This is a genomic window from Photobacterium sp. 53610 (assembly GCF_036409375.1).
In the GTDB taxonomy this organism is placed as follows: Bacteria; Pseudomonadota; Gammaproteobacteria; order Enterobacterales; family Vibrionaceae; genus Photobacterium.
Genome location: NZ_JAXOFS010000001.1, coordinates 495,190 through 516,837 on the forward strand (window position 1 = coordinate 495,190; position 21,648 = coordinate 516,837).

The window sequence follows — 21,648 nt, forward strand, 5'->3', positions numbered from 1 at the left end:
CCTGATTCAGGATGAATTACAGAACCGCAGCAATGCCTTTGCACAGCGGCATCATATTGTCTTTTGTCATTCCGGCGACGCTGATACGGCCGGAACCAACGATGTAGATGCCGAACTCTTCTTTCAGACGTGCAACCTGATCTTTATTCAGACCCGAGAAAGAGAACATGCCGTTCTGGCGCTCGATGAAGCTGAAGTCAGCATCAACGCCCAGATCTTTCAGCGTTTGTACAAACAGGGTACGCATTTCCTGAATACGATCGCGCATGTCTGCAACTTCCTGTTCCCATTCAGCACGCAGGGCAGTATCGTTCAGAATTTCAGTCACAACGGCAGCGCCGTGCGCTGGTGGGTTTGAGTAGATCACTCGGGCAATGCTTTTCACCTGGCTGAACGCGGTGTCTGCAACGTCAGCAGATTTCGCAACCAGTGTGAACGCACCGACACGCTCGTTGTACAGACCGAAGTTCTTGGAGAATGAGCTGGCAATCAGAAGTTCAGTATTATGCTCGGCAAAAATACGCAGACCGGCTGCATCTTCTTCAACGCCTTTGGCGAAGCCCTGATAAGCAAAGTCAAACATCGGCAGCAGATTTTTCTCTGCGCACAGTTTTGCCAGGGTCAGCCACTGATCAGCATCCGGGTCGATACCGGTTGGGTTGTGGCAGCAGCCGTGCAGCAGAACAACATCGCCTGCTTTGGCATTTTCCAGCGAGCTCAGCATCGCGTCGAAATCCATGCTCTTGGTTTCGGCGCTGTAGTAAGTGTACTGTTCAGTCTGCAGACCAGCTGCGCCGAAAACACCAAAGTGGTTCGCCCAGGTCGGGTTACTGATCCACACGGTCACATCGCCCAGCTGACGTTTGATAAACTCAGCTGCGACACGCAGTGCACCTGTACCACCTGGTGCTTGCGCGGTTTTCGCGCGTTTTTCAGAAATAATTGATGCGTTTTTGCCGAACAGCAGTTCCTGAACAGCCAGGCCGTACTCAGCGGTACCCGGAATGCTCAGGTAAGATTTGGTAGTTTCTTTTTCCAGCAGGATTGCTTCAGCTTTTTTCACTGTCGCCAGAACCGGAGTATTACCGGATTCATCTTTGTAGATGCCCACGCCAAGGTTAATTTTTTCAGCGCGAGGGTCATTTTTGAATTCTTCAGTCAGGCCCAGGATTGGGTCGGCAGGTGCGGCAACGATTTTTTCAAACATTCGTGAATCATCCATGCTAGTCAGTGATACGGTGGACATGCCCGGAAAGACCACCAGCACATGATGGTCGTGTGAGTCTGATCGAAAATCTGTTGTCAGCAAAGAGATCAGACAACCAGAAATCCGGTATGGCTTTTGACATTCCGGTGCGATCAGGTTTCCAGGTTCGCTTCCATTGTAAAAGAAAATGAAACACAAACATCATCTATCGGAAAATATCACGTGATCTTGATCACGTTGCGTCTTTGCAATGGGCTCAAATATCCTGGTACGAAGCGAAATCAGATGGAATGAGGTTTGCGGTGACGCTGATGTGCCTTGATGAACTCCATGAAGGCTCTGTCAGCCAGCGACAGATAACCATTTTTACGCCAGGCAATCGCCAGATTCAGGTGAACCGGCTCACGGAAAGGAATGGCGGTCAGCCCCGGTTCGTGACGGGTCACCATTTTGAGCAGCGCGGAAACGGCAAACTCCTGACGGATAATGCTGAGTATCATCGGTAGCAGGTTGGTTTCAAATGCAATCTTTTGCTTCAGTTTGTGTTTCTGGCAAACCGAATCCAGATAGTCACGGTGAAAGTAGCCTTGCTTGAACATCACCAGTTCCTGACTGAAGAACTGCTCAAACGACACGGCGGGAAGCTGAGCAAATTCATGGTTCGGGCTCACGACGGCGACCATCTCTGAAGTCAGTAAGGGCTCAGCTTCCAGACTGTCGGGCAGGTCGGCACTGCGGATAACCCCTAAATCCAGCTCGCCGCTGAGCAGCATACTGCGGATGGACTGTGTGCCTGCTTCAACCAGCGTCAGTTTGAGGTTAGGGTAACGGGATTTAAATCCCATCAGAATCTCCGGGAAAAAGTAGGAGCCCAGCATACTCGGAACGCCCAGCCGGACTTCTCCTTTCTGGAGTCCTTTCAGTTCTGCCATGGCTATCCGCGCATCTTCCACCTGCTGCAAAATCAGCCGGGCATGCTGGATCAATACCTCGCCCTCATGCGTGAGGGCAATTTGCCGGTCGCTGCGATGAAACAGCGGCATCTCCAACTGCTGTTCAAGCTTTTTCATGGCGATGCTCAGGGCAGGTTGTGCGATATGGAGTTTTGATGCGGCACGGGTGAAACTGCCGCATTCAGCAATGGTAATAAAGTAGGTTAACTGTCGGACGTCCATGGCTTGCACCCTTATCCATTAATAAAATATATGGAGACAATATTTTTAATATATTTTCACTATCATATGGAAATTGTTACCGTCTGCGTATCTTTTTATTGTGTGGTCGCTGTTTATGATAGAAACGCATAGCGCTGCGTATCGTCGTGCCAGTTTTGCGCTGGCACTGGGTTCATTTCTGGTGTTTTGTAATCTTTACCTGTTTCAACCCATGTTACCGGTGATGACCGAGGCTTTTTCGGCGAGTGCGACCCGGGTGAACTGGCTGCTGGCTGCGGGGACACTGGCTCTGGCCCTGACTTTGGTGCCCTGGGCTGTCAGCTCTGAAATGATTGGCCGGCGTCGCGTGATGCTGCTGAGCCTGTTTCTGCTCCCGCTGGTGGGCGGGATCATGCTGTTTGCCAACAGCCTGTTGATGCTCAGCTTAGCGAGAGCACTGATGGGAGCTTCACTGGCGGGGTTTGCTGCTGTCGCAGTGGCTTATATGGCCGAGGAGTTCTCGCCGAAAGCGCTGTCGCTGGCGGTTGGCGGTTATATCAGTGCGAACTCTTTAGGCGGTATTGCCGGTCGCCTGTTCGGCGGTTTCGCCTCTGATGCCTGGGGCTGGCAGGGTGCTGTTGCAGGCATGACGGTCCTGAGCCTGATTGGTGCCGTTGTGGTCGCGCGACTGTTACCCCCGCAACAGTATTTCACACCACAGCGCGGGCAACTGCGCCATCACACCAAGCATGTGATCCGACATGTGCAGCAGCCTGTGTTATGGATACCCATGCTGATCGGCGGGATCAATTTTGCTTTATTTGTGAATCTTTATACCGTCATGGGATTCAGACTGGTGTCTCCGCCGTATAATTTACCCGTCAGCTGGGCTTCGATGATTTTTCTGTGTTACCTGAGCGGCACTCTGACTGCAAAACTGAGCGGTCGCTGGAGTCTTCGGTATAAGCCGCTCAATGGCATGGTACTTGGCACGACCATCAGCGTGCTGGGTATGTGGGTTGCAGCGCTTGATTCACTGTCTGCCATGCTGGCCGGTTTATTGCTGATCAGCTCCGGCGCCTTTTTCACCCATTCTCTGGCCTATGCCTGGGTAAGTCAGAAAGCCAGAACTGCCAAAGCCACCGCGACGGCACTCTATCTGGTGCATTATTACCTCGGAGGCAGCCTCGGCGGATTTTATCTGATTACCTGCTGGCAACACTGGGGATGGCATGGTGTGCTGGCGGGTGGGAGTGGGCTTTATCTGCTGCTTTACGGTCTGTGCTGGAAACTGGGCAACCTGGCCCCGATGTCGGAAACGACTGTTGCCAATGCCTCGTCCTGATAATTCCTCTGTTCAACTTGTTGAAATTAAAAGCGTTCCTGTGTGACGGGGCGCTTTGATTGGTTCCAGCACACTCATTTTGATCGACTCCTCCATGCAACTTTGCGCTTGCCCGCAAAGATGGTATCCGAAATGCTGCTCATATTTCGCTATCATGATGGCCCAAAATGGAACGTATATTTCTGCCGCTGAGAGAAAACTGCCGCTGAGAGAAAAGTGAATCTTTCAGTGAACACGAGCCTTACGACTGAATTTTTAAACCATCAATAAGGCTCACCAAGTGTGGTTATGCCTGGCTGGTGTGAGTCATATCATTCGTTATGATTCTCAGGCCAAATGACACAATTGGTAGGGAGCAGGAAGTAAGTCTGGTAAAATCCCAGTCTTCCAGTAATCACGTTGATAGCACTGGATTGACCTAAGATTAGGAACTATTTTGACCAATAATGATATTTTATGCTCTGTACGTTATACATTTGATTTACAAGATAATGTAATGACTGAAATCTTCTCTTTAGCAGATCTCAATGTGACAGACGAACAAGTTGCTGGTTGGCTAAAGAATGAAGACGACGAATCATTTGTCAAACTTAGCGATACTGAGCTGGCAATATTTTTAAACGGTTTTATCAACTTTAAACGTGGTAAGCGGGAAGGTGAACAACCCAAGCCGGAAGCGCAATTGAGTAATAATATCGTATTCCAAAAGTTGCGCATTGCTTTGAATTTGAAAGCTGAAGATATTCTCGACATTCTGCAGCGTGTTGACATTCATTTAAGCAAGCATGAACTCAGTGCATTTTTCCGTAAATCTGAGAACAAACATTATAGAGAATGCAAAGACCAAGTTCTTCGAAACTTTTTGTTAGGTCTGCAACATCAGCTACGCCCAAATGGGGAAGCATCAGAGTCATAACAAAATACCATGAGGTAGACCGTCATAGTGAATATCTTCATCTGACTGTTTGACGGTGAAGTCATCGACTCTCGATGACTTTTTACTTCCATGAGTATTGATGTATTTTGCTTTAACATAAGGTCTACCGTTCTGCCGCAACGAAAGAGGATACGACCCCACTTGAGCCCTGATGGAAGTAGTGTGGGGCTTTCCCCTTTTAATCGATATGCTGTAAAAAGCTTCGTTACATGCAGATCGTCTGTTTGGAATACTGGGACAGACACCCTGAAAAGCTGATTTCAGGACCTGACAGATCTTAATAAATCCGACCTCAATACGCTGCACTCCTCTCGGCGTATTCTTGGCGCGTTAGGCGCGATTAGACACTGGTACGGAACACAGGGAGATTGCTATGAGTCAGTTCAATATGCATTTACCCGAGACAGGCACTCTCCACCCGCTTGTCGAACCAGAGTGGCTGGAGAAACATCTGGACGACCCTGACCTGCGCATCGTGGATGCTACGGTGCAAGTCAAACTCTGGCCATTTCCGCGTATCAGGAGCGGGAGGCGTGAGTTTAAGCGCAGCCACATTCCAGGCGCAACATTTGCTGATCTCTTGAAAATATCGGATCCCCAACGGTCTTCCTACACGTTTACGATGCCAACCGCGGAATGGTTCGCCGACCACATGGGCCGGCTAGGTATCGGGAAGGGCACTCGTGTCGTGCTTTACGATGCGCTATCGTCCGGCTGAAGAGTTACGTAAGCTGTTTCTGCCAATATTGGTGGCCGAGCGCGTGATTACCTATTGTGGCGGTGGGATTGCCTCTTCGAGCGATGCGTTTATCCTTCACTTGCTGGGGCATCAGAACGTGGCCGATTATGACGGGGGCTCATCGAGTGGGCGGTCCGGGAGTAACGGCGGCTCTCTTATAGCGTGAAGGCATTCAAGTGTTCAGCCAGCATACAATAGCGAACCTGAAGGCTGAACTGGAACGACATCGTTAACAAACAGCCGTTGTTAACGTCTTATCCTGAGAACCCCCTCCTAACTTGAAGAAATTCATAGCGCTCCTGTGTGACGGGGCGCTTTGATTGGTTCCAGTACACGCATTTTGATCGACTCCTCAATGCAACTTTGCGCTTACCCGCAAAGATGCGACTTGAAATGCATCAATTCATGAAACGGTGCACATACATCTTTATCATCTCTGCGGTATTGCTTGGTTCGGAAGGCGCTGTAGCAGATGAATTTCGCTGCGAGTCGCTATGGCATGAATCGATAGGGTTAGACGTATCAACTTTTATCAATCGTGGAGTTCTTATGAAGAAGTTTTTTTTGGTTTTGCCACTTTTATTTTCGAGTATTTCAATGGCAGAGACCATTGATTGTGAAGGTATCACATTGGATAAAGTGACCGTGGAAGGTTCGCGCGATGATAAGCATTTTTTTGAAAACAAGTTAGTGATTAAACTCATTCAGAGCTGTGGTGGTAAATCCTATGTTCATGCAGATTTAAGTCATCCTGCATTTAATGGTTTTTTATCTGTTGCGCTCGCAGCAAAAGCAGCTGAGAGGAAAGTGAATATTTCCGTGAATACGAGTGATACGACTGAATTATCAAACCAAGTGGCATATATCGGAATTGATTAAATTAAACAGGCTCACCAAGTGTAGCAATACCTGGTTGGTGAGCCTTGTCATGCATCATGTTTGTCATCATTGTCCATTTCACTGTTAGTAAATCAAGGTACGAACTTGATTTGAGAAATGTACTCAGAAACATAACAAATGATAGTGCCTTATGGGATGGCTTCTATGCCGATGATCGCGAGTGATATGTTGGCCTAATCTGATGTGCGAGATCATATCGTTTGTCAGTTTTCTATTCTTGCCAGCAAGTCATTGATCAGGTTTTCACGTTCATTTTGTGCTCTCTCTATGACCTGAGTGGGTGCATTGGTATTCGGATCGTATTTGCTGCTCCAAATAATCATCTCTAACAGGATAGGTAACATGTCTTTACCAGCCTGTGTCAGCGCATAACGTTTTTTTCGTTTGTCGTTGACATCAGTTTGCTTGGTGATCAAGCCGTCTTTCTCGAGCCGCTCTAAGCGGCTGGAAAGTATGTTGGTTGCCATGCGCTCTTCCGAATGTTGTAGCTCGGAATACGAATGTTTGCCAAAAAAGATGAGATCCCGAAGTATCAGTAAGCTCCATTTGTCGCCGACAATATCCAGTACATTCGAGATTGGGCAGTTTGAACGTCGTGTCATGTCTTACCTCGTTTTCAGTTGAAGTGCTCAGTTTAAAACACTTGCATATTGCAAGCAAATTGATTAACTTGCATTTTGAAAGTTAAATGAGCGGCCACCTGGTCACACTGGAAAGTCTCTTGAAATGATGAGGAGTGAATCGATGTCATCCCCAAAAATCAATCTGGAAGCGCTGGAAAAATCTCACTGGAGCAGCACAGACAAAAGGAATGCAGCGCTGGCAATCGAATTTGTACAGCTAATGATGAACGACCACAATTTTGACGAAATGACGCGTCGATATGCAGGCCAGCCTTATGAGCAGCATAATCGGAACATCGCGAATGGGATTGAGGGCGTGGTTAAAACGGTGAGTAACTTGGTTAAAAATGCGCCAGAGTTTAGCTATGACGTGAAGCATGTTTATGTGGATGGTGACTCCGTGATTTTACATTCGCATGCCACGCTGAAAGCGAAACATCGTGGTGATGATACTCAGGGCTTAAATATTATAGATACGTGGAGAGTTTCTGACGGTCGATTGGTTGAACACTGGGATGCGGTACAAGGGATTAGTTTCTCTATGCGGTTGTATGCACTGATGACGGGTGGCCAAGTTCGAAATGGAAATGGCGTGTTTTAAATATGAATGGCCCCAGCACATCAAATGACGGGGCAGTCATCCGATAGAAAAATTTGATTAGATTTCTCTGATTTTAATGAGACGAATCAGGGAAGGTTATTGTTTCTTTAGATGTCTGTCCTGGTATTTTTGAAAAATTTAAAGAGATTTGTTTTATAAAAGTATACATATCGTAAAAATTTTCACGCCTAAATCTCTTTGATTTACTTTTGAATCAATCATGCTATGGTACCGTTCCCACGAAGGCTGTGGGATATTTTTGAGGTATCTATGAAGCAATTCTATTTATCAGGAGTGATTGGAGCACTCTTGCTGGCATCGTTCTCCTTTGCTGCTTCTGGAATGGAATCTGACATAACTAGCCGAATTATTGGTGGTGACAAATCGAAATTAAACGCATGGCCATTTATGGTCGCTTTAACACGGCCGAATAAAAATGACGCCTTATGTGGCGGCAGCTTTTTAGGCGATCGATATGTTCTGACCGCTGCTCACTGTGTTCAGGGGTTAAAGCCAACCGATGCTGAAGTTGTGATTGGTGCTTATGATATGAATAACTTATCACCAGCCGAGCGTGTCTCTATCAAACATATTTACCTGCATAAAAATTATCAAATTTCTTCCAAAGCCCAAGGCGATGATATTGCAATTCTTGAATTAACCCGAGCGCTAGGAAAGTCACGCATAGAGTTAGCGAATCTGAATCATTTTGAGGAGTTGAAAGCGGGATTTGGGCTCACAGCGATTGGCTTTGGCTATCGCCAATATGATCCGACTCGGAGAGAAGGCAGCGATAGTTCTCCTGTTTTACATCAAGTCGAAGTTCCCTTTGTTCCACTGACGCAATGCAAAAACTTGCCCGGCAGTTACCAAAATTTGGGGGAGGGTGTATTTTGCGCGGGAGAAACGGGTAAAGATACTTGTATGGGCGACAGTGGTGGTCCAATTATATTCGACACGAATGATGGTCCCAGACAAATGGGAATTGTGAGCTGGGGCAGAGGATGTGGTATTTACCCTGGCGTGTATACCAAAGTCAGTCATTACAGTGATTGGATTTCCGATCACACAAAAGGGCTTTCTTATCGCCAAAGTGAAGACCTCGGCATCATAAAACTGGGTAACTACTTCCATACTTTTACGTTGACGAACCACTCTGACAATACGATTCGGCTCAATAACCCTAAAGTGACTGTAGATGGTATGGAACTTGGCTATATTGATTCAAGTCAAGACCAATGTAGTGGTGATTTAGAACCCGGTGCTGAGTGTAACATCCAGATATCTTATCTGATTCCAAGATTCAAACAGGGTAGAGTTCAGCTGGAATTTGACTCAGATGATTTCAGGGAAGGTAAAGTTGCTGCTTGGCTCGACTATCACGCATTGCAGGATGCGCCTCAAGAGGTCACTGATTATTTATCCACACTACCTGGCCACAAAGCATACGATAATGGCAATGTTTGGCAAGTCAGTGGAGACAATCTGAGAAGTACAAGTTCTCTTGAAAAAGATCAAGTCTCAGAGCTGGTATTAGAAGGCCTGCCAAGAGGAGAGCTGACGTTTAATTATCGGGTGCATTCTCATGAGTTTCTCGATTCACTGACTATTTATGTGAATGGTAAAGAAAGTCAAACGATGCGAGGCGGTAATTTAGGTGACATCTTTAACCGAGGTTCGCACTCGATTGAGATGTATAATCAAAGTAATATTGTTCGTCTGGTATATCATAGACATCAATATAGCAATGAATCAGATAGCCACGTCAGCGTAACTGATATCAAACATCAAAAGCTCACATATGATCTTCTGCGTGAAACGCTTGATCTGATGCGAGCCAATAACAACAGTAAAAGAGGTGGTGGTAGTATCGACTTCGGAGCAGCATTTCTGTTATTGCTTTTGGTTTGGATACGTCGCTCTCGACATCATTAATCTCTTAAATATATCAGCCAAGTCGTGACATCACTGCTTGGTTGTCGCTGCATTTATCACTGAAAATGGAAATGAAGAGTGGCTAAATATCAGTTTTTTTGTATACCCGATTCCAAGCGCAGGGAGTTTACCTATATCAATATGGAAAGTGATACGTATTTAGCAGAAAAGAAGCAGCTGTTGCAATCAGGCTTTGAAGTTGAAGACGATGTCATTTATGCAGATACGCCTGAAGAAGCGGTAGAAAAGTTCCGATCGAATTATATTTATGCGTTGGATGAGCATAATAATTCTTATCCAGAGGGTGGTTTGATCAAGTTTATGATTGAAAGTTATCAAGAAATTCGTCGAAAACTAGGTAAGCGATAAACACTCACTGAGTGACTTTTGTTGACTTCCCCCACAAGTAACAAACGGATGATTTCAGGGGGAAGTGAGCAGGTTCTTCCCCCTAATCAACCACAGCAACCCTTGGGGTTTTCTTTGTACGTGCCTCAAGTGGTGTTCTCCGGTCATGGTTGGCAGGTTGATAACCGTGGGGATGAAAACGAAAGCAGTCCCGGCCGGCATCTTTGCATTCGTACAGTGCGCGGTCGGCTCTGTCGATCATGGTCATCAGGCTGTCACCTGGTGTGTAGGCGGAGATGCCGATACAGGCAGTCACGGAAATATGAGTGTCTTCGATATCGGTCGGTAATGATAACTCCCGGATGTCTTGCAACATCCGGCCTGCAATTTTCTGAGCCGTTAAAGTGTCGCAAAACGGCAGGCAAAGGATGAACTCTTCACCGCCATAGCGCCCGAACAAGTCTGTTTTTCGGGAGGATTGCTGAAGGTGCTCGGCAAAGCCCCGAAGCACTTTATCTCCGACACCATGCCCCCAGGTATCGTTGATTCGCTTGAACCGGTCAATATCAAACAGCAGCAGCGCGAAAGGCTGCCGTTTTGCCTGACAAATATCGAGTGCTTTCTGGGCTTGCTGTAACAGCATGCGACGGTTGTAAATACCGGTCAGCGGATCCAGTGTTGCCTGACGGTAAAGGCGCATCAGCATATAAAGCTTCGAGAGCTGTGACCAGATCACAATGACGGCCAGAATATTTTGCAGCCAGTAATTGGCGAGTGTTTCCGGGGTTTGTATGCTGCCTGCCTGCGCATCAACGCTCATTTCCGTAATCGCGGTGATCGCCAGTAAACACAGGCTTTCTTTCAGGGTGATCGGTAAAATCGTCAGAATCGCGACATGCAATATCGGGAGCAGGGTATAGCCGTATTCAAATCCGCTGTAGACTTTCGGAAAACCGAGGACCCAGATGGAATAGCTGTAAAACAGGTTCAGCCCGGTGACCAGCAGTACCATACAGAATTGCGACTGGCGCAGGGTGGTGTGAGATTCATTCAGCCGCGCAACCAGGATCAGAAATGTTGCCAGAATCAGCCGTGCGGAGGCAATGCGGATATCTTCTCCGGTTTTCAGATAAAAGAAATCAAACGGGATCCAGGCGATGATCAGGATCGCCCAGACGATAGCAAGCAGTGAGATGCGGCTGCGCAGATAACCGCTTCGGGTGTTCTGGAAATTTTGGGTGTGCGCCTTCGCACTCCATAAATCCGGGACATAGAGCCTGAGGGAATGGCACAAATGCCTGTAAAAATGGTTATAGGTTGATATCATCTTTGCTTCCAGCTCATCTGACATCTGTTTTTGTAATGAAAAACAGACGCTAATCGTCCTTTATTTTTATAATTGGACAATTATTCTACATGATGCGGCTCAAAACCGTGATCCTGGTTCATATAACACATGTGAAACCGGGTTTGGTGTACAAAATATGAGCGCTGGGTATTTCCGGCAGCCTTCTGATATAATTCGCGCCTTATCTGTGTCTTCGTTGTTTGCCTGTCATGAATATTGCCTATACCACATTTTTGATTCCTGCCCTGCTTGGGGCACAGCTCATTCTGTCTCTGGTTTTGACGAAGGGGGAAATATGCCCGGGTCAGCGGGGACGAATCCATAAAACTTTGCCTGTGCTGCTGATTGGCTGGGTTTTGGTGACTGCGAGTCAGCCAGCCGCGCTGCTGCCGTTACTGACATTAGCCTGGTTTACCTTTCAGGTGAAAACCGGCAAAACCCGCGATGCCGGTCCGTTGTGGGTGCTGTATGTCTCCTGCGCTGCGGCATTGCTGAACTGGTTGCTGTTGTTGCCTTCACTGTCATTACCTGTATCCGGGATGAGCCTGGTTGCGGTTGCTTTGCTGGGTTCTTCCTTAGCCCATTTGCTGCTGACCCGTGCCCGGACCCGATTGCAGGCATTTCATCGCCTGTTACCTGCGGCTGGTCTGGTCAGTGCCATGCTGACGGTCTTGCTCATGCTGTGGCAGCTGTACACTTTGCCTCAGGCCGCTGTTGAAAATCAGTTGCTGGTTATCTGTGCGGCACTGCTGCTGCTGATTGCTGCGCAGCTGGTCTGGGTCGGCCACATTGTTCTGGGGAAAACCGTTCATGTCTGGCAGCTTGCCTGTGCATCGTTCTTATTGACAGTTTCGGCCGGTCTGCAGCTTTCCCTCTTTTAAGGTTGGCTTTGAAAGATACGGATGGTGCTCTGTTGGTGAGATACCAGCGTCTGCGTCTATGCTAATAACAGGTCATGTCAATCATTCTGATTGAGATGCATTGTGGGGGAAGCCATTTCCCTTTTGCTGGTGCTCGGACGGCTGTCGCCGAAGGAGGGACTGTGGAAATCAGAAACCTGCTGAACATGGATGCCAACATTGTCCTGGGAATCGTGAACGAAAGACTGCGGCTGGAATGCGATACGATTGAGGAACTCTCAACCCGGTATGAACTGGATCAGAACGCGCTGAGAGAAAAAATGGCGTCGCTGGGTTACCGGTACGATCCAATCTCAAATCAGTTTAAATAATCAGTAAGTCAGTGTGACGGGCGCCGGAAATGGCGCCCGTCGTCTTTCATGGGTCAGGCCGCTTTAATACCTTCAAGATGGGTCTGACATTGCTGCCGGGCGGTGGCAAAAAATGCCTGAAGATAGTGCCGTTCTCGTTCTGAAGCCCGGACCGCAGCATACAGTCTGCGCCACAACCCTTTGCCCAGTGGTTTGCTGACAATCAGTCCCTGCCGGGCAAAATCATGAATTGCCCAGTTTGGCAGGGCGGCAACCCCCAGACCGGCAGATACCATCTGAACCAGCATCAGGGTGTTGTCGGCCTGTTTCCATACCATTGGTTCAATCCCCGCCGGTTGCAGAAAATGTTTCACCACATCCAGGCGGCTTTTATGAACCGGATACGTCAGCATGGTCTGGCTGGCGAGGTCAGCCGGTTTGATGGTGCTCAGTTCAGCCAGCGGTGACTGCGGCGAAACCACCAGACGCATTTCGAAGTCGAATAAGGGCTCATAGTGAACTTCAGCGCGCGGGTTGATATCGGAGGTGATCACCAGATCCAATTCACCGGCTGCCAGAGCCGGAATCGGTTCGAAACTGAAACCGGAAGAAAAATCCAGACTGACGGCCGGCCAGTGAATCTGATATTCCTTCAGCGCCGGCATCAGCCACTGAAAGCAGGAGTGGCATTCTATTGCCATATGAAGACGGCCTTTGGCGTCTTCCTTCAAATTCGCCAGTTCATGTTCTGCCCGTGTAATGCGGGGGATCAGATCATCCGACAGCCGGAGCAGAATCTCTCCTTCCGCCGTGAATCTCACCGGGCGGGTTTTTCGCAGGAAAAGCGGGGCACCGATGCGCTGTTCCAGATCTTTAATCTGATGGGACAGTGCTGACTGGGTCAGGCACAGCGTGTTGGCTGTTGCGGTCAGGGATCCGGTGTCTCTCAGTACCGCTAACGTGCGAAGGTGTTTAATCTCGATCATGTTCACTCAGTCCCTGAAGTTTTCTGTGAATCAGGGTACTGGTTCTTGAGAGAAGTGTAAACATCCAGACGTCTATAAATGATTACATCTGGCCTGAAAGACTGCCGCATATTGATCTTGGATCCGTATTCCGATCACTCATTGGCAAATATCATGTAACTCGCATACAAATAGGGGTAGGCCGAATGGAATGTAGCGTGTGTAAGGGAAATCAATGAAGCGACAACGCCTTACCTTTATCAGTTTACTGCTCGCCGCCGGGATGCTGTTATCCGTGGTCCTGCTGTTCATTTTTTCTCACCTGGAAACGAAGCGGCTCGAACGGGAGTTTCAGTCGGATGTAACGGAAACGGCGCATGCTTTTATCCAGGCAATCAACAGCCATTTCGAAGCTTTATATTCTCTGCAATTGAACCTGGATACGCAGGGTATTCCTGATGCCAAGGGCTTCCAGGCCCTGACCGGAAAAATCCTGCAACGTTATCCGGCAATCACCGCTCTTGAGTGGATTCCTGAAGTGGACCATCAGGCGCGTTCTGTGCATGAATCAGAGGCCAGTGCCTGGCTGCCGGGTTATGTCATTACCGAACAGGTTGCTTCCGGCGCGCGTGTGGCAGCCGGAGACCGGGGCCTGTACTACCCGGTTTACTATGTGGAACCGGTCGCCGGGAACGAAGCGGTGATGGGGTATGACTTAGGGTCACATGCATTGCGCTTTGAAGCCGTACAGCGCGCCCGTGACAGCGGTCAGCTGCAGCTGACCGTGCCATTGCAGATACGTCAGAATAACGTCGAGGCGCAAGGGGTGCTCAGCCTGTTGCCAGTGTATGAATTTCCGGAGCCCATGACTTCTGTCGAACGGCAGGACAGCCTGCTGGGCTTCGTGGGCGGCGTTTTTAATCCGGCACAAATCTTTTTATCGTCTTCCGGCGCCCGTGAGGCCAACGCTTTTTCACTGACGCTGATTGACACGCTGGCGCCTTCGGGCCATCGCGTGGTGTTCAGTCTGGTGCCGGAAGCTGAAACCGGGCTGGTCAGTCAGCAGAAGCGTTACCACTACGTTCAGAAAGCACTCACGCCGGATGCACTGGCAAAACACTATGATGAAAACTACCGGTATATTCATCAGGTGCTGAGTAAAGGTGGTCGTCGCTGGGTGATTGAAGCGGTTCCGCTGCAGGATTATGTGACCAGTCACCAGGCATCAACGCCGTGGTGGGTGTTCTTTGGCGTCAATGCGTTCTTTGCACTGGCCGCACTGGTGAGCTTTTTTGTGTTTCAACGCGGTCAGGTGTATCTGGATAACCTCAATCAGCAGAATGACCGTTTGCTCCTTGTGAATGAGAAACTGGAACGCATGAGCCGGGTCGACCCGTTGACCGGGATTGCCAACCAGCGTGCATTTGAGGAGGAGCTGGATAAAACGGTCCGGATTGCCCGGCGGGAAAAAACACCGCTGGCACTGCTGGTGATTGAGATCGACGACTATGAACACTTTGTCAGACAGTGTTCTGCTGAAATGCTGGATTCGAGCCTGCGGATGCTGGCCAATGAGCTGGACCGGACCCTGAAACGTCCCGGAGATAAAATGGCGCGTCTGGATGACGACCGGTTTGCTGCAGTCTTACCGAACACCAATAATGGGGAAGTCGTCGCACGTCAGCTGCGCTCAGCGGCTGAAAGGCTGAATCTTGCCAGCACGGAAATGAGTGCCAATCCATACCTGACGGTATCGGTCGGCGTTCTGACGGTGTTTGAAACTCGGGAGATGACGGCCGAAGCCCTGTTCCATCAGACTGAAGCACTACTCAGCCGCGCTCAGGAAGAAGGGTTCAATAAGATATGTGCGGTTCAGCTTGAAGGGGAAACATCAGCTGAGCAGGCACTCAGCTGATAGATAGATTGTCTGCCTGGGATCAGGCAGACAAAAAAGGACTGAGATTACAGAGGCTGGGTCGCTTTGAACGTCAGCGTATGCAGGCTGTTCGACAGGGTCAGCGTATTGCCTTTCAATTCCGCTTTACTCCACTGACTCAGCGTGTCACTCATCACTTGCTCCAGTTTCATCGCATCTTCAGGACAGGCCATCATGGTCATGCCCATTTTTTCAATGCGGAACTGGCCGTCTTTCAGTTCGGCATTGCCGAAATAGCGGTTACAGCCGGAATGGCCATGTGCCATCGTTTGATTTTCAAAGCCCAGCGTCGGAACGGCGCCCATGGACGGTACAGTGACAGCCTGACTGTCGATTTTCGTCAGTTCCCATTCATACTGAGTCAGATCGCCTGACGATTGAGAGGCGGTACTGCCACCTGTTCCGGCGCAGGCAGATAACAACAGGGCAGTGCCCATTGCGGTCAGCAGGTGTTTTTTCATTGTTTTTCCCCTGATGGATTTGAGTATTTTTGACTTTCGTCGAGACAAAAAATTCCGCGCGCAACTCAATTTATTGTAGAAGTGAATTGCGCGCTGTTGGTTACGAGTTGAGATTTTCCGCTTGAACCATGTGTAAATGCACATCCTGTTGCGGGAAAGGGATGGTCAGTCCTTCTTTATCAAATCGGAGTTTGACCGCCCGGGTAACATCCCAGTACACATCCCAATAGTCATCTGTTTTTACCCAAGGGCGGACAATAAAGTCCACGGATGAAGTATTCAGGGTATGAACCTTAATTGTTTTTTCCGGGGCCCGCAGAACAGCCGGGTGGCTGTCAATAATATCGTGTAAAACGGCTTCGGCTTGCTCAATGCTGTCGTGGTATCCAATGCTGAAGACCATGTCCACCCGCCGTACACGCTCATGAGTCACGTTCTTGATGGTATCGCCCCAGATCTTGCTGTTCGGCACTATGATGATCTGGTTATCAAAGGTTCGGATTGTGGTATTCACCAGGCTCATATGGCTGACCTTTCCTGAAACACCACCCGCTTCGACAAAATCTCCGACATCAAAGGGACGGTAGATCAGCAGCATCATGCCGGAGGCAAAGTTCGACAGTGTGTCTTGCAACGCGAAACCGACGATCACACCCGCCACTCCGAAACCGGTCAGTATCGGGGCCAGGTTCAGGCCAATCTGCGACAGGGCAATCAGCAGACCGATGAAAAACACCGTCTTGCCGGACATTGAAATGAAAAAGTCCTGCATAAGCTGCGACATCCGCAGGTTCGGCGAGGAGACTGCACGCTTCACAACTCTCCGGGTCAGGTTTTTCAGTAACCGGAAAACCAGAATGACCAGAATAAAGATGAAAATCTTGAAGAGCACCTGCGGTGCGTAGTCGACCACCCAGCTTTTGAGGTTTCCGGACCAGGTGGCAAAAATCGAGTAAATCACCTGAAAATTCAGAATATCGTTGGTCAGGTCACCGGTCACTTCAAATTGCTGTTTTTTATAGCCGGAGGTGTCTATCTGAACTTTGTCACCCAGACTGACCAGATAATTCAGGCGATCAATGTCGCTGGATACTTTTCGCTGCGCCAGAATATGCATCAGCTGCAGCGCAGACTGTTCACTTTCTGAGGCGTCTTTCAGCTGCTTTGACAGCACTCTTTCCTGCTGGTTATTGTACTCAAGTGACGCCGACACAAACGCCAGACGCTCACTGATATCTTTGGCCAGTCTGGCTTTGTCTCTGTCAGTGTTGATGCCCAGCTGCTCTAGCCAGTTGTAGTTTGTCCACTGGTCTCCCAGCATTTCGACAGAGAGCTGGCGCTCTTCATCCAGCTGCTTTTGCTTGAGCAGCTGTTCTTCCTGAGGCGCACTGTCCAGTGCCTTCTCATCTGTTTTAATCTTTTGAGCCAGATATTTTGTCGTCGCATTTGTGTAGCGGACCTGACGCTTTACATAGTCAATCAGCTTGCCTTCTGAGCCATCAGGCGGGGCACTGATAAGCTGGCCGAGCTGGTCTCTGAGGTCGTTATTTTTATTGAGCACCTGCATACGCAGGACATCCCGGGTGGAGCCGGTACGCGACTGGCTGGCCTGGTACAGTTCCATGACTTCCTGATTGAGCTGGGCGAGATCGTCCAGTTTCGACCGGGTGACTTCAGGTTCTGCCAGAGCACTGAAGCTGAAAGTGATGAAGGTAAAAAGGAGTAAAAGCTTGCGTATCATTGAATGGATTCCGGATTCATGCGGACAGGTAGAAACAGGTCATTACGGTCACAGGCGTACCGCGATGTGATTCGTGGTCGATCGGGATGCTTTTAAAGCAGATCTTGCTGACAAAGAAACCGATGATGGCTGAACTGCCAGCACCAGTCAGGGGTCCACAGTTCCTGATTCAGAATAATCAGCATAGGGCGTTTCACCTGACGCAGCATATACCAGAGCGCAGGGTAGTGGTGCTGATCACAGATCAGGGTGTCGCAGCCAGACGCAGCAATGGTCTCGGCCAGCAACTGCTGGTGGCTTTTTCGGGTATAGGCAAAGGCCATCAGATGATGCAGCCGGCTGAATGCTGCCAGCTGTTGGGTGATGACTCTTGAAGACTGGAGAATGCCAGTAAGTTTAGGTTTAGCATCCATAGCTGAGAGCATGTCAATCCAGGACTTTGCTTGTGATAGTTCATGACTCTTTTGCATCATTTCACCTGTAGAGCTGGGCCATGGTTCTGGCTTTCAGGGAATTAATCAGTGTTCATTTGGAGTCTATGTCCGGCTATTGATTCATATGTCAGGCACGAGTAAAAAATGAGAACAAAAAAAGCCCCCTGAAAAGGGGGCAAGTGTTTACCATCGCTATTATTATCCGGTTGTTCCCGGGAAGACCGGCCAAAGCCTGCCGGGAACAATTGAGCTGAACACTGCTGATTTCGGGTGAATCAGCCGAAGTCACCGTTCACATAACCGCGGGTACGATCGTCACGCGGATTGTTGAACAGGGCGAAAGTATCATCGTGTTCCACCAGTTCACCCATCAGGAAAAAGGCAGTGCGGTCTGAAATGCGGCGCGCCTGCTGCATGGAGTGGGTGACGATGACAATGGTGAAATCTTTCTTCAGAGATTCCATCAGGTCTTCAATTTTTTTGGTTGCAATCGGGTCCAGTGCAGAAGTCGGTTCGTCCATCAGGATAACTTCCGGTTCCATCGCAATGGTACGCGCAATACACAGACGCTGTTGCTGTCCACCAGACAGGCCAAACGCGTGAGACTTCAGACGGTCTTTCACTTCATCCCACAGCGCGGCACCGCGCAGTGAACGCTCAACCACTTCGTCCAGTTGTTTCTTATCCGTGACGCCCTGTGCACGCAGGCCGTAGGCCACGTTCTCATAAATGCTCATCGGGAACGGGTTTGGCTTCTGGAATACCATGCCCACCTTGATCCGCAGCTTGGAAACATCGATGTTGCCATAGACGTCTGTACCGTCCATGGTGAGTTTGCCTTTGATTTTGACGCCTTCAATCAGGTCGTTCATCCGGTTCAGACAGCGCAGCAGCGTTGATTTACCGCAGCCTGAAGGGCCGATCAATGCGGTAACCTGACGGTTTGGAATAGGCAGGTTAATTTTTTTCAGTGCCTGGTTTTCGCCGTAGAACAGGTCCAGATTTTCAATGTTGAATTTGTTCATCTTGTCTTTCCTCGAAATCAGTAAGTCGCAGTGTTAAAGCGTTTTGCAATCAGCTTGGTAAACAGGTTAATGACCAGAACCACAACAATCAGAATGGTGGCGGTGGCGTAAGCCTGGTGCCATTCATGAATGGTGTAGAGTTCCTGGGTCAGTTTATACAGGTGAACGGTGAGCGTTCGGCCGGAGTCAAGCAGACTCTCCGGAAGACGCGCCACCATCCCTGCTGTCATGAAGACCGGCGCTGATTCACCGATAACACGACCTACACTGAGGATGATAGAAGTAACGATACCTGGCATTGCACTTGGCAGGATCAGACGCCAGATGGTGTAAATTTTTGAAGCACCCAGGCCGTATGAACCTTCACGATAGGTTTGCGGCACAGCCATCAGCGCTTCTTCTGTGGTCCGGATGATCACTGGAAGGATCAGGATACTCAGGGTCAGTGCGCCGGACAGGATCGAGAATCCAAAGCCCAGCACGACCACGAAGAAGGTCATCCCGAACAGACCGTAGATAATTGACGGAATACCCGCCAGTGACTCGGTACAGAAACGGATCACTTTCACCAGACGACTGCCCACTCGGGCGTATTCGGTCAGGTAAATCGCAGTCATGATGCCCAGTGGCGCAGCAACCAGAATGGAAGCCAGCACCATATAAATGGTGGAGACAATCATCGGCCAGATGCCTGACTCTTCGCCCAAAGTGGTGTAATTGCTGGAAACAAAGGTCCAGTCGACATAGGCCAGGCCATTGCTCAGAATGTACCAGACCACCCACAGCAGGAATCCGACGGTGATCGTGGCGCATGTCCAGATCAGGCCCAGATAAATCTTGTCTTTCAGTTGTTGCCTGGCAGGGTTTCCTGCCTTTTGGATCATATTCGAAGTCGATAAATTCATTGTGATTACCTCGCACGCTCACGGTTCAGGTAGAGCAGCGCTGCATTCAGCACCATGATGAAAACAAGCAGGACAATGCCGGTCGCGTAGAGTGCGCTTGCATGGATACCGGTCGCGTATGACATCTCGATCGCAATGTTTGCGGTCAGTGTCCGTGCGGAATCCAGAATACCTTGCGGCATCGCCGGGGAGTTCCCCATCACCATGATGATGGCCATGGTTTCGCCCAGTGCACGGGCAATCCCCAGAATCACACCGGTCATGATGCCTGAGCGGGCAGCAGGAACCAGCAGCTTGAAAATCGTGAAAATGTGCGAAGCACCCAGTGCCAGCGAGCCTTCTTTATAGCTGCGGGGCACCGCACGAATCGAGGTTTCTGAAACCGTGATCACCGTGGGCAGAATCATGACTGCCAGCACGATAATCCCGGCCAGCACAGTGTTACCGGCAGGAACGTTGAAGACGTTCTGAATCATCGGCACGATAATCACCAGGCCGAAGAAACCGTAAACCACGGAAGGGATACCGGCCAGCAGCTCGACCATTGGACGGATGATGTCCGACAGGCGTTTCGGGGCGATTTCAGCAATGAAAATCGCTGTCATGACCCCGACTGGTACACCCAGAATCACGGCACCGGCGGTTGAAACGACGGAAGCCACGATCATCGGGAAAATACCGAACAGCGCAGGTGGCAGCCATTCGTCACCCAGCACAATACCGGCCACGCCAGCTTCTGCAAAAGCCGCATAGCCTTCACGGAAGATGAAGTAGCCGATGGTGATCAGAGACAAGATGCCCAGAACGGCACTTGCCAGAAACAGATACTTGAAGAAGAGTTCACGCCAGTCGATTTTTTCCGCTGCGGGCAGCGGGGATTTGTTGTTGGCGCTTTCAAAATTGTTCGCGATGGTCATTATTTCTTACTCCAGACACTGAACCAAAACATTCAGGTACTGAGGAATCGAAATGTCCGGCCTGAAATCAGACCGGACATAAAAGTTTTGCAAATTAGTGAGTTGCGATGAAGCCTTTTGCAGCAACGATTTTCTGAGCGTCTGCAGTTTTAATCCAGTCCAGGAAATCCAGCGCAGCTTTAGAAGGACGACCTTCTTTGTAAACCACCAGGAATGGACGCTGAACACCGTAATCACCGGCTTTAATCGCTTCAACAGATGGCTGGTGACCGTCGATTGCCAGAGGTTTTACAGAGCTGTCGACTGAACCCAGAGAGATGTAACCGATTGAGAATGGGTTGCTGGCAACCATGGTTTTCAGCTGACCGTTACCGCTGGCAACCTGTGCACGCTGAGAAATCGCAGATACTTTCTTACCATTCACTTTCTTTTGCAGTGACATGATTTCTTCGAATGCACCACGAGTACCAGAAGCGGTGTCACGCGTCGCAACAACGATTGGCTTGTCTTCGCCACCCACTTCTTTCCAGTTCTTGATTTCGCCTTTGTAGATTTTAGAAACTTGTTCTTTGGTCAGGTTTTTCACTGGGTTTGAGTTATGAACAACCACAGCGATACCATCACGTGCAATGACCACTTCCTTGATGTTTGGAGCTTCTTCAGAAGACTTCAGATCACGTGAACTCATACCCAGGTCAGCAGAACCGTCGTGCGCAGCACGGATACCTGCAGAAGAACCAGGGCCCTGAACTTCAACGACAACATCGTGTGATTTCGCGTAAGTTTCACCGAATACTTCCATCAGAGGAGTCACAGAAGAAGAACCTACGACAGAGATTGTTTCAGCCGCCATAGCCGGGTTGAAAACCATTGAGCCTGCCAGTGCGATTGCGCCGAGAACCTTTGCTTTCATTTTC

Annotated in this window: 23 protein-coding genes; 11 read left to right on the forward strand and 12 right to left on the reverse strand. The window is 49.3% G+C overall.

The window, feature by feature from the left end:
• Positions 1–16: 16 nt before the first annotated feature.
• Together SPK40_RS02310 and SPK40_RS02315 are read right to left on the reverse strand one after the other, a co-directional pair.
• The gene (locus tag SPK40_RS02310; RefSeq protein WP_248140605.1) at positions 17–1,207 is read right to left on the reverse strand and encodes an amino acid aminotransferase; all 1,191 of its coding nucleotides are present in this window, start codon (positions 1,205–1,207) and stop codon (positions 17–19) included.
• Between the two features lie 281 nt (positions 1,208–1,488).
• A complete protein-coding gene (locus SPK40_RS02315) occupies positions 1,489–2,382 on the reverse strand; it encodes a LysR family transcriptional regulator (RefSeq protein ID WP_248140604.1) in 894 nt (297 codons plus the stop codon).
• 115 nt (positions 2,383–2,497) lie between these two features.
• Between SPK40_RS02315 and SPK40_RS02320 the strand changes: the two genes are divergently transcribed.
• The 5 genes from SPK40_RS02320 to SPK40_RS02335 all read left to right on the forward strand — a co-directional run bounded on the left by SPK40_RS02320 (position 2,498) and on the right by SPK40_RS02335 (position 6,261).
• Positions 2,498–3,706 carry an MFS transporter gene (locus tag SPK40_RS02320; protein ID WP_330959277.1) on the forward strand — a complete coding sequence of 403 codons (1,209 nt, stop codon included), beginning with the start codon at positions 2,498–2,500 and terminating at the stop codon, positions 3,704–3,706.
• A 436-nt stretch (positions 3,707–4,142) separates the two neighbouring features.
• On the forward strand, positions 4,143–4,622 hold the full coding sequence (locus SPK40_RS02325; RefSeq protein ID WP_248140602.1) for a DUF1456 family protein: 480 nt from the start codon (positions 4,143–4,145) through the stop codon (positions 4,620–4,622).
• Between the two features lie 409 nt (positions 4,623–5,031).
• Complete coding sequence (locus SPK40_RS22960; RefSeq protein ID WP_442957550.1) at positions 5,032–5,361, forward strand: rhodanese-like domain-containing protein; 330 nt, start codon at positions 5,032–5,034, stop codon at positions 5,359–5,361.
• Entirely contained in the window at positions 5,327–5,548 is a 222-nt protein-coding gene (locus SPK40_RS02330) for a rhodanese-like domain-containing protein (RefSeq protein WP_330959278.1), read from the forward strand. The genes SPK40_RS22960 and SPK40_RS02330 overlap by 35 nt, the downstream gene beginning before the upstream one ends.
• Positions 5,549–5,787: 239 nt before the next feature.
• Positions 5,788–6,261, forward strand: coding sequence for a hypothetical protein (locus SPK40_RS02335; protein ID WP_330959279.1), 474 nt, complete (start codon positions 5,788–5,790; stop codon positions 6,259–6,261).
• A gap of 224 nt (positions 6,262–6,485) precedes the next feature.
• Here the strand turns inward: SPK40_RS02335 and SPK40_RS02340 are convergent, their stop codons facing one another.
• Entirely contained in the window at positions 6,486–6,884 is a 399-nt protein-coding gene (locus tag SPK40_RS02340) for a winged helix-turn-helix transcriptional regulator (RefSeq protein ID WP_330959280.1), read from the reverse strand.
• 142 nt (positions 6,885–7,026) lie between these two features.
• Between SPK40_RS02340 and SPK40_RS02345 the strand changes: the two genes are divergently transcribed.
• From SPK40_RS02345 to SPK40_RS02355, 3 genes are all read left to right on the forward strand, one after another.
• A complete protein-coding gene (locus tag SPK40_RS02345) occupies positions 7,027–7,506 on the forward strand; it encodes a nuclear transport factor 2 family protein (protein ID WP_330959281.1) in 480 nt (159 codons plus the stop codon).
• 270 nt (positions 7,507–7,776) lie between these two features.
• Positions 7,777–9,441, forward strand: coding sequence for a S1 family peptidase (locus SPK40_RS02350; RefSeq protein ID WP_330959282.1), 1,665 nt, complete (start codon positions 7,777–7,779; stop codon positions 9,439–9,441).
• A gap of 78 nt (positions 9,442–9,519) precedes the next feature.
• Positions 9,520–9,810, forward strand: a complete 291-nt coding sequence (locus SPK40_RS02355) for a hypothetical protein (protein WP_330959283.1) — start codon at positions 9,520–9,522, stop codon at positions 9,808–9,810.
• 82 nt (positions 9,811–9,892) lie between these two features.
• Here the strand turns inward: SPK40_RS02355 and SPK40_RS02360 are convergent, their stop codons facing one another.
• Positions 9,893–11,116, reverse strand: a complete 1,224-nt coding sequence (locus SPK40_RS02360; protein ID WP_330959284.1) for a GGDEF domain-containing protein — start codon at positions 11,114–11,116, stop codon at positions 9,893–9,895.
• 230 nt (positions 11,117–11,346) lie between these two features.
• Between SPK40_RS02360 and SPK40_RS02365 the strand changes: the two genes are divergently transcribed.
• Both SPK40_RS02365 and SPK40_RS02370 read left to right on the forward strand, forming a co-directional pair.
• Positions 11,347–12,018: a hypothetical protein gene (locus tag SPK40_RS02365; protein ID WP_330959285.1), complete on the forward strand. Its 672-nt coding sequence runs from the start codon at positions 11,347–11,349 to the stop codon at positions 12,016–12,018.
• 161 nt (positions 12,019–12,179) lie between these two features.
• The gene (locus tag SPK40_RS02370; RefSeq protein ID WP_248140593.1) at positions 12,180–12,368 is read left to right on the forward strand and encodes a DUF4250 domain-containing protein; all 189 of its coding nucleotides are present in this window, start codon (positions 12,180–12,182) and stop codon (positions 12,366–12,368) included.
• A 53-nt stretch (positions 12,369–12,421) separates the two neighbouring features.
• Here SPK40_RS02370 and metR read toward each other — a convergent pair whose 3' ends face one another.
• A complete protein-coding gene (gene metR / locus SPK40_RS02375) occupies positions 12,422–13,333 on the reverse strand; it encodes an HTH-type transcriptional regulator MetR (RefSeq protein WP_248140592.1) in 912 nt (303 codons plus the stop codon).
• 214 nt (positions 13,334–13,547) lie between these two features.
• Between metR and SPK40_RS02380 the strand changes: the two genes are divergently transcribed.
• A complete protein-coding gene (locus SPK40_RS02380; protein WP_330959286.1) occupies positions 13,548–15,227 on the forward strand; it encodes a CHASE domain-containing protein in 1,680 nt (559 codons plus the stop codon).
• Positions 15,228–15,274: 47 nt separating this feature from the next.
• On the opposite strand, the gene SPK40_RS02385 is transcribed toward SPK40_RS02380, so the two are convergent.
• The 7 genes from SPK40_RS02385 to SPK40_RS02415 form a co-directional block, all read right to left on the reverse strand.
• Positions 15,275–15,709: an META domain-containing protein gene (locus SPK40_RS02385; RefSeq protein WP_248140590.1), complete on the reverse strand. Its 435-nt coding sequence runs from the start codon at positions 15,707–15,709 to the stop codon at positions 15,275–15,277.
• Positions 15,710–15,809: 100 nt separating this feature from the next.
• Complete coding sequence (locus SPK40_RS02390) at positions 15,810–17,450, reverse strand: mechanosensitive ion channel family protein (RefSeq protein ID WP_330959287.1); 1,641 nt, start codon at positions 17,448–17,450, stop codon at positions 15,810–15,812.
• Between the two features lie 92 nt (positions 17,451–17,542).
• Positions 17,543–17,875, reverse strand: a complete 333-nt coding sequence (locus tag SPK40_RS02395; protein ID WP_248140588.1) for a hypothetical protein — start codon at positions 17,873–17,875, stop codon at positions 17,543–17,545.
• A gap of 284 nt (positions 17,876–18,159) precedes the next feature.
• Positions 18,160–18,909, reverse strand: coding sequence for a phosphate ABC transporter ATP-binding protein PstB (pstB, locus tag SPK40_RS02400; protein ID WP_248140587.1), 750 nt, complete (start codon positions 18,907–18,909; stop codon positions 18,160–18,162).
• A 17-nt stretch (positions 18,910–18,926) separates the two neighbouring features.
• Positions 18,927–19,814 (reverse strand): phosphate ABC transporter permease PstA, encoded by an 888-nt coding sequence (gene pstA, locus SPK40_RS02405; protein ID WP_248140586.1) that lies wholly within the window; start codon positions 19,812–19,814, stop codon positions 18,927–18,929.
• Between the two features lie 5 nt (positions 19,815–19,819).
• Complete coding sequence (gene pstC, locus SPK40_RS02410; RefSeq protein WP_248140585.1) at positions 19,820–20,731, reverse strand: phosphate ABC transporter permease subunit PstC; 912 nt, start codon at positions 20,729–20,731, stop codon at positions 19,820–19,822.
• Positions 20,732–20,825: 94 nt separating this feature from the next.
• Complete coding sequence (locus SPK40_RS02415; protein ID WP_248140584.1) at positions 20,826–21,644, reverse strand: phosphate ABC transporter substrate-binding protein; 819 nt, start codon at positions 21,642–21,644, stop codon at positions 20,826–20,828.
• Positions 21,645–21,648 lie beyond the last annotated feature (4 nt).

Coding starts and splice junctions, on each gene's coding strand:
- SPK40_RS02310 (WP_248140605.1), bottom strand. CDS start 1,207: ATGTTTGAAAAAATCGTTGCCGCACCTGCCGACCCAATCCTGGGCCTG.
- SPK40_RS02315 (WP_248140604.1), bottom strand. CDS start 2,382: ATGGACGTCCGACAGTTAACCTACTTTATTACCATTGCTGAATGCGGC.
- SPK40_RS02320 (WP_330959277.1), top strand. CDS start 2,498: ATGATAGAAACGCATAGCGCTGCGTATCGTCGTGCCAGTTTTGCGCTG.
- SPK40_RS22960 (WP_442957550.1), top strand. CDS start 5,032: ATGCATTTACCCGAGACAGGCACTCTCCACCCGCTTGTCGAACCAGAG.
- SPK40_RS02335 (WP_330959279.1), top strand. CDS start 5,788: ATGAAACGGTGCACATACATCTTTATCATCTCTGCGGTATTGCTTGGT.
- SPK40_RS02340 (WP_330959280.1), bottom strand. CDS start 6,884: ATGACACGACGTTCAAACTGCCCAATCTCGAATGTACTGGATATTGTC.
- SPK40_RS02345 (WP_330959281.1), top strand. CDS start 7,027: ATGTCATCCCCAAAAATCAATCTGGAAGCGCTGGAAAAATCTCACTGG.
- SPK40_RS02350 (WP_330959282.1), top strand. CDS start 7,777: ATGAAGCAATTCTATTTATCAGGAGTGATTGGAGCACTCTTGCTGGCA.
- SPK40_RS02360 (WP_330959284.1), bottom strand. CDS start 11,116: ATGATATCAACCTATAACCATTTTTACAGGCATTTGTGCCATTCCCTC.
- SPK40_RS02365 (WP_330959285.1), top strand. CDS start 11,347: ATGAATATTGCCTATACCACATTTTTGATTCCTGCCCTGCTTGGGGCA.
- metR (WP_248140592.1), bottom strand. CDS start 13,333: ATGATCGAGATTAAACACCTTCGCACGTTAGCGGTACTGAGAGACACC.
- SPK40_RS02380 (WP_330959286.1), top strand. CDS start 13,548: ATGAAGCGACAACGCCTTACCTTTATCAGTTTACTGCTCGCCGCCGGG.
- SPK40_RS02385 (WP_248140590.1), bottom strand. CDS start 15,709: ATGAAAAAACACCTGCTGACCGCAATGGGCACTGCCCTGTTGTTATCT.
- SPK40_RS02390 (WP_330959287.1), bottom strand. CDS start 17,450: ATGATACGCAAGCTTTTACTCCTTTTTACCTTCATCACTTTCAGCTTC.
- SPK40_RS02395 (WP_248140588.1), bottom strand. CDS start 17,875: ATGCTCTCAGCTATGGATGCTAAACCTAAACTTACTGGCATTCTCCAG.
- pstB (WP_248140587.1), bottom strand. CDS start 18,909: ATGAACAAATTCAACATTGAAAATCTGGACCTGTTCTACGGCGAAAAC.
- pstA (WP_248140586.1), bottom strand. CDS start 19,814: ATGAATTTATCGACTTCGAATATGATCCAAAAGGCAGGAAACCCTGCC.
- pstC (WP_248140585.1), bottom strand. CDS start 20,731: ATGACCATCGCGAACAATTTTGAAAGCGCCAACAACAAATCCCCGCTG.
- SPK40_RS02415 (WP_248140584.1), bottom strand. CDS start 21,644: ATGAAAGCAAAGGTTCTCGGCGCAATCGCACTGGCAGGCTCAATGGTT.